The organism is Acidovorax sp. HMWF018, from assembly GCF_003061035.1.
GTDB lineage: Bacteria > Pseudomonadota > Gammaproteobacteria > Burkholderiales > Burkholderiaceae_C > Acidovorax > Acidovorax delafieldii.
In genome coordinates this window covers 1-6,654 of sequence record NZ_QAIM01000293.1, presented here as the reverse complement: position 1 = coordinate 6,654, position 6,654 = coordinate 1, and the positions used below count along the sequence as shown (strand labels likewise).

The window sequence follows — 6,654 nt, the reverse complement described above, 5'->3', positions numbered from 1 at the left end:
GGGCAGTAGCCAAACGCGCCGCTCAGAATGCTGCCAACGCCCGAGGCGGCCAATGCCAGGCCCAGGGGCGATGCGGACATCCACCACAGGCCTGCAGCGATGAGGGCGACGCCCCCTGCAACGCGCAGCAGGCTTTCGGGGCGGGTGATGTTCTTGCGGTACAGCATGGTGAAAAACTCCTTGGTGGGGAAATGAAGGCGCCGGCACAGGGCACCTTCCCTACCAAGAGCGGCTGGTTGCGCAAAAGGATTCATGGGTTGCAAAAAATTTTTGCCTGCCACCATCCGTCACCGGAAATGGTCGAACGAGGCGTAACGGTTCTCCACCGCCTGTCCCTGCGCGTCCACCAGCCTCAGGCCTGGCTCAGCCAGCACGGTGCCGATGCGGGTGACGGGTGTGCCGCTTGCCTGCGCCGAGGCGGCCACCGCGTCACGCCGCGCGCGCGGGGCGGTGAAGGCCAGCTCGTAGTCGTCACCGCCCGCCAAGGTGCATTGGTGGACCAGTTCGGGGTCCAATGGGCTGGTTGCGCTAGTCGAATATGCCTTTGCTGCTATCAAATTTATAGTTTTTGAGGTGTCGATACAGGCCCCTGCCCCCGAGGCTTGGAGGATGTGCGACAGGTCGCCCAGCAGCCCGTCGCTCACATCCATGGCGCTGGTCGCCACGCCGCGCAAGGCCAGGCCCAGGGCCACGCGCGGGGTGGGGCGCTCCAGCCGCTGGCGGGCGCGGGCCAGCACCTCGGCGGGCAGGGCGATGTGGCCGAGCAGCGCCTCCAGCGCCAGCCTGGCGTCGCCCAGCGTGCCACTCACATAGATGTCGTCGCCGGGCTGTGCGCGGCTGCGCAGCAGGGCCTGGCCGGTGGGTACCTCGCCAAACACGGTGATGCAGATGTTGAGCGGGCCCTGCGTGGTGTCGCCGCCCACCAGCTCGCAGCCGTGGGCATCGGCCAGCGCCAGCAGCCCGCGCGAGAAGCCTGCGAGCCAGGCCTCATCCACCCGGGGCAGTGACAGGGCCAGCGTGAACGCGAGCGGCTTGGCGCCGCACGCCGCCAGGTCGGACAGGTTCACGGCCAGCGCCTTGTGGCCCAGGGCTTCGGGGTCGACGTCGGCAAAGAAGTGGCGGCCCTCCACCAGCATGTCGCTGCTGATGGCCAGCTGCATGCCGGGGCGCGGTGCCAGCAAGGCACAGTCGTCGCCCACGCCCAGCACGGCGTGGCGAACGGGGCGCGTGAAGTAGCGCGCAATCAAGTCAAATTCACCCATGCCCCGATTGTGAGTGGGATAAGAGCGGGCAGCTGGTGGAGGGGCGTGCCAGATTCTCAGCCGGCTGCCGCGCCGCGAAAGCGCTGCGCTGCCTGGCGGCTTACCTCGGCCAGCAGCTGCTCTTCGCTCTGGCGCTGGCGCAGCCAGCGGGCATCGTTCTGCCCCGCCTCGACCTCGGTGCGCAGCATGTGCATGGCGCTTGACGCGCCCTGTACGGCCGCGTGGCCTGCGATCTTGTCCATGGTGCGCAGGATGTGCTCGCGCAGCGGCATGTGGTCGCCCGTGGCCGGGTCCACATACACCGCGTCCATGCCAAACCGGCAGGCCTGGAAGCGGTTGTAGGTGTACACGAGGTAGTCGTCCTCTTCGGGCATGAAGGGCTGGTCGGCCAGGAACCACGCGCCCAGCGACTGCACGTAGCCCGCGAGGGCCGCAGCGCGCTCGATGGTGAGCGGCGTGTCGAACACGCGGATCTCGATGGTGCCGAACTCGGGCTTGGGGCGGATGTCCCAATAGAAGTCCTTCATGCTCTTGACCACGCCCGTGCGGGTCATCTTGTTGAAGTAGGTCGTGAAGTCGTCCCAGGTCAGTGCCATCGGTGCGCGGCCCGACAAGGGGAACGCGAACACCGAGTTGAGCCGGGCCGAGTCAAATGCCGTGTCCTGCCCTTGCACGTAGGGGCTGGACGCCGACAGCGCAATGAAGTGCGGGATGTAGCGCGACATGCGGTGCAGCATTAGCAGCGCCGCATCGGCATCCGGGCAGCCAATGTGCACGTGCTGTCCGAAGATGGTGAACTGCTTGGACAGGTAGCCGTACAGCTCGGACAGCTCGCGAAAGCGCGGCTTGTCGTAGATGCGTCGCTCGTGCCACTGCTGGAACGGGTGCGTGCCGCCACCCACCACGGCAATGTTGAGCTTGTCGGCGCTTTTGACCAGCGCATCGCGGATGGGCGTGAGCTGGCCCAGCACCTCGCTGGCCGAGTGGCAGATGCCGGTGGAGATTTCGATCATGCTGTTCGTCATCTCGGGCACCACGCTACCGGGCAGCGGGGTTTTCTTCATGAGGCGCAGCATGTCCTCGGCGTAGGGCGCCAGGTCGTAGTCGTTGGTGTTGACCAGCTGCAGCTCCAGCTCGACGCCCAGCGTCAGCGGCTCGGAATGGGTGAAGGCTTCAAGACTCACGGGGGGACTCTCCGTTGTTGTTGCTGCGGGTCAGGGGTGCCCAGGGTTTGGAGCTTTCGCCCGCACGGTAAATGGCCACGGTGGCAATGACGGCACCAAATACCTCCATCAGCAAGATGGCGGGCAGCGCCACACCCGCGATCACATGGCCGGTGGAAGGCGACGCGAGCACAAACTGCGAGGCGATCAGCAGGGCGATGGAGGACATGGGGGTCATCGCGCAGCCCACCCACAGCGCCTGCTTCCAGCTGGCGCCGCTGCCCACATTGCCCAGCGCCACGCCGGTGGCCTTGGCCAGCAGGCGCACGGCAATCAGGGCCAGCACCACACCGGCCACGGGCGCGCTCCAGTCGGCCTGCGCTGCCACGGTGGAAACCAGCACGAACATCAGCATGGTGAGCAGGGACGATGCATTGCCCAGTTGCCGCGGCCAGGCCCAGGGGCGCGGGTTGAGCTGTTTGAGCAGCATGCCCCCAAGCAGCGCGGCCAGTGGTGCCGAGCCACCCATGTGAGCGGCCACTGCCGTGCCTGCAGCCACCAGGGCCAGGAACAGCATTGAGGTGTTTTCGCTGGTGGGGCTCATGAAGCGCAGCGCCATGCGCAGCACCAGGGCCAGCACGGCGGCCACCACGATCGATACGCCCAGCACCACCACCACGGGCGACACGGCCTCCAGCACGGTGAGACTCTGGCGGTTGATGAGTTCTGCCTTGGCGCTGCCCAGGGTCAGGGCATACAGCGTGGAGAGGGTGGTGAGCACAATGGCGCGTTCGGTCACCGGGCCGGCGGCACGGGTGTCGGCCACCACACGGGTCAGCACTGCAGGAGATGCCGCCAGCGCCACCAGGGCCAGCGGGCCAGCCGCCTGGGGCGGCAGCTGCAGCCACACCAGCACCCAGTACACCGCGAAATAGGTCAGCACCGATTCGGCAATGCTCTGCACCAGCACCATGGGGTTGTGGCGGAACCAGCGCAGCGGGATACGGCCGCCACATTCGAACAGCACAATGGCCACGCCCAGCTCCAGCAGGAACAGGCCAATGCCCTGCAGCGGCCAGACTGCACCGCTGAAGCCTGCCAGGCCGGCTGCCGTGCCCACCAGCGAATAGCCCACCACCTTGGGCAGGCCGGTGTGGCGTTGGGTGAGATAGCCTGCCATGGCGGCTACCGCCAGCAGCAGTGACCATTGCACCGTGGGCAGCCCGGCCGAGGGGCGCAGCCACTGCGCCCAAAAGCTCAGGATTTCATTCATGTCATCGGACCTCTGCGTCAGACGGGCGCTGCCCGTTGGAGTGGAGGCCCCGGCGCACAGGCCCTCCGCAGATGGGACGGGGTGCGCTGGGGCGTTGGGCCCTTGAATTTACAGGCGGAAACACTCCGCCCTTGTAGGACAGAGGCGGCGGTTTCGCCTCAGTCCTGTGCCGTTGTCGCCAGTGGCCCCCGCCGCTCGGGCACAAAAAAGCTCAGCGGCGCGGTGCGCAGGCGGGCGCGGATGGCGGCATAGATGCGCGAGCGGTCCACGCCGCTCACGTTCTGTGCACGCAGCGCCAGACTGAAGGCCAGATAAAAGCTCACCGACACATTCAGTGCGCCCAAGAACGGGAGTGAGGCTACCGCCCACCAGAACGCGGGCAACTGCAGCACCTGCAGACCCAGCGTGGCGCCGGCGGCCGCCACCTGCCCGGTGGAGAGGGTGACGTGCCGTACATCCAGCCCCAAGCCGAAAAACGCAGCGAAAGCAGGCACCAGGCCCAGCATGAAACCCAGCGAGATGTTGGCTGCAAAACCCGACAGGTTCTCGCGCAGGAAGCGCGCCCAGCGCGCGGCGCGCTCGGCACCCAATAGTCCGGTGATGCGCGGGTTGTAGTGCAGGGCCGAGTCCATGCGGTGCAGCACAAACCAGTTCTCTGTCCAGCCCGCGATGATGCTGGAGGCAAACAGCAGCACCCCGGTAAAGGCGGCAAAGAACAGCGACGGCCCCAGCAGGTGCAGGGACTCGAACACATGCTCGGCCTGCTTCTCGCTGATGGCCGGGTGGCCCGTGGCCAGTGCAATCAGTGCAGCCAGCGCCAGCACGGCCGGGAACACCACCAGCACATTGCCCAGCACAGCAGCCACCTGCGAGCGCACCAGGTGCGTGATCTCGTCCACGAACGACTCGATCGCATCGCCGGTGCCCAGCTCCTTGAGCTTGGCCGCCATGGCAGGCGCGGTCATGGCAGGTTGTTTGGTGGCCACCGTGAAGTGCAGCAACTGGATCAACACAAAGCTCACGGCATAGTTGATGCCCGCCATGAAGCCGCCCCAGAAGGCCGAGAGCGCGAGCGCATACAGGCCAAACTTGATCAGTGTGGTGAAGGCCATCAGCGCACCGCCGCCTGCCGCCTTGCGCAGCATGGAGCGGTATTCGGCACTGGTGCGGGTGATGTAGTGCTCGCCCGTTTCGGCGCTGCGCTCGGCCACCTTGGCTGCCAGCAGCGAGGAGTTGGAGGCCAGCAGCGCGCGCAGGCTGCGCCGCTCCTGTCCCACCATCACCAGCTGTGCCATGAGTTGCGCCGCAGTGACTGCGGGCTGCGCGGACAGCAGGCAGTCGAGCAACACGCGCACGCGCAAGATGCGCTCGCGCAGCTGCCGCAGCCGGAACACCAGCCCCACCGAAATGCCGTTGTCCTCGAAATGCGTATAGACGGTGGCAGCCGCCGCGCGGCAGGCCTCCAGGCGTTCGCGCAGGCGCTGGGCGGATGCGTCCAGCCGGTCGGGTGTGCGCAGCGCGTGCAGCACCTCGACCCGCAGGCTTTCCACGTCGCGGATGAGGGCGTGGAAGGGTTGTGCCTCCCGTGCAGATTCGCTCATGCGCAGTCGCAGTTCGGGTGCAAAGCCGGTCGAGAGGATTTGCCCTGCACAGTAGGTGATGGCATCCAACAAGGCGCGGTGCCAGCGTGTCGCGCCGCCTGGGCGCTCATCGGCGTTGTCCTGGGCCAGCAACATCACCAGGCGGTTCAGGGTGGCTTCATCCAGTGCGGCCAGCCATTGCGCGTCGAACGCACTGGGCAAGGCCAGCATGAACAGTTCGGACGCATCGATGGTCTCTGGGCTGCCCGGCAGCAGCTTGGTGCGCAAGCGTTCGGCCATCTCGCTGACCAGGGCGGTGCGGGGTGCAAAGCCAAAGTCAGCCAGCAAGGTGGTGATGTCTACCTGGTCCACCAGCGTCGCCCACCAGGCCTGCAGCCGCTGCTGAATATCGGGCCGTGCCGCGACCGCATCGATGAAAAGCTGCACCCGGCCCACCGCGGCAGGCACCGAATCACGCTTGCCGCGCACCCAGTCCAGCAGGTGGATGAGCCAGAGGTGGCGATGGGCCAGGTCGGCGGCAGGGTCCAGCGCCGCCAGCAGGTGGGCCAGGTCTTTGGGCTCGGCGGAATTTTTCATGGGTGGCCGGCCCCCATAGGAAAAGCCGCCCATCCGATGGATAGCGGTCCCATGGAAGGGTGGGCATGGGGGCTGTGGGAATGGTTCTTCAATGCAGCACCCGGCCGCTCAGGGGCTCACCCGACGGGCCGTGGCTGATCGCCTCCAGCACGAACAAGGGCACCGGGGTATTGAAAGGCTCGCCATCTTCGGCCACGCAATGGAAGGTGCCGTGCATGGTGCCACTGGAGGTGCGCAGGCGGCAGCCGCTGGTGTACTGGAACGACTCACCCGGCTTGAGCAGTGGCTGCTGTCCCACCACGCCCAGGCCCTTGACCTCTTCGGTGTGGCCGCGCGCGTCGCTGATGATCCAGTGTCGCGAGATCAGCTGGGCGGGCGCGTCCCCTGCGTTGGTGATGGTGATGGTGTAGGCGAAGCTGAACACCCCGGTGTCCGGCGCTGACTGCTCGGGCAGGTATTCGGGCAGCACTTCCACGTCAAACTGGTACTTTGGCATGGGCCGCATGGTAACCGTGCCGCCCCGTGTGTGGGCAACTCCCAAGTGCCAAAACCCCCAGTGGTTCTGCGCTTTGCGACAATCGGGGGATGAGCCGCACATTCCAAATCGCCCCCTCTATCCTTTCCGCCGACTTTGCCCGCCTGGGCGAGGAAGTGCGCAATGTCATTGCCGCTGGCGCCGACTGGATTCACTTTGACGTGATGGACAACCATTACGTGCCCAACCTGACGTTTGGCCCCATGGTCTGCCAGGCCTTGAAGCCCCACGCCAAAACGCCTGC

Annotated in this window: 6 protein-coding genes and 1 pseudogene; 1 reads left to right on the top strand and 6 read right to left on the bottom strand. The window is 66.4% G+C overall.

Features of this window, described 5'->3' with window-relative positions:
* The 6 genes from DBR23_RS10880 to apaG all read right to left on the bottom strand — a co-directional run.
* A partial coding sequence (locus tag DBR23_RS10880; RefSeq protein ID WP_108498247.1) for a DUF2892 domain-containing protein occupies positions 1 to 167 on the bottom strand: 167 nt, incomplete at its 3' end.
* A 120-nt stretch (positions 168 to 287) separates the two neighbouring features.
* Complete coding sequence (thiL, locus tag DBR23_RS10875) at positions 288 to 1,262, bottom strand: thiamine-phosphate kinase (RefSeq protein ID WP_108498245.1); 975 nt, start codon at positions 1,260 to 1,262, stop codon at positions 288 to 290.
* Positions 1,263 to 1,318: 56 nt separating this feature from the next.
* Positions 1,319 to 2,446: a YbdK family carboxylate-amine ligase gene (locus DBR23_RS10870; RefSeq protein ID WP_056065271.1), complete on the bottom strand. Its 1,128-nt coding sequence runs from the start codon at positions 2,444 to 2,446 to the stop codon at positions 1,319 to 1,321.
* On the bottom strand, positions 2,436 to 3,698 hold the full coding sequence (locus DBR23_RS10865; protein WP_056065273.1) for a cation:proton antiporter: 1,263 nt from the start codon (positions 3,696 to 3,698) through the stop codon (positions 2,436 to 2,438). Before DBR23_RS10865 ends, DBR23_RS10870 begins: the two co-directional genes overlap by 11 nt.
* 158 nt (positions 3,699 to 3,856) lie before the next feature.
* Complete coding sequence (locus DBR23_RS10860; RefSeq protein ID WP_108498246.1) at positions 3,857 to 5,875, bottom strand: site-specific recombinase; 2,019 nt, start codon at positions 5,873 to 5,875, stop codon at positions 3,857 to 3,859.
* Between the two features lie 88 nt (positions 5,876 to 5,963).
* Positions 5,964 to 6,371: a Co2+/Mg2+ efflux protein ApaG gene (apaG, locus tag DBR23_RS10855; RefSeq protein WP_056748068.1), complete on the bottom strand. Its 408-nt coding sequence runs from the start codon at positions 6,369 to 6,371 to the stop codon at positions 5,964 to 5,966.
* An 89-nt stretch (positions 6,372 to 6,460) separates the two neighbouring features.
* On the opposite strand from apaG, the pseudogene DBR23_RS10850 reads away from it, so the two are divergent.
* Positions 6,461 to 6,654 (top strand): annotated as a pseudogene (locus DBR23_RS10850) (ribulose-phosphate 3-epimerase); the annotation flags it as partial.

What these genes read in the sequence shown, in the direction of transcription:
- apaG (WP_056748068.1), bottom strand. Translation starts at nt 6,371, where the DNA reads ATGCCAAAGTACCAGTTTGACGTGGAAGTGCTGCCCGAATACCTGCCC.
- DBR23_RS10865 (WP_056065273.1), bottom strand. Translation starts at nt 3,698, where the DNA reads ATGAATGAAATCCTGAGCTTTTGGGCGCAGTGGCTGCGCCCCTCGGCC.
- DBR23_RS10860 (WP_108498246.1), bottom strand. Translation starts at nt 5,875, where the DNA reads ATGAAAAATTCCGCCGAGCCCAAAGACCTGGCCCACCTGCTGGCGGCG.
- thiL (WP_108498245.1), bottom strand. Translation starts at nt 1,262, where the DNA reads ATGGGTGAATTTGACTTGATTGCGCGCTACTTCACGCGCCCCGTTCGC.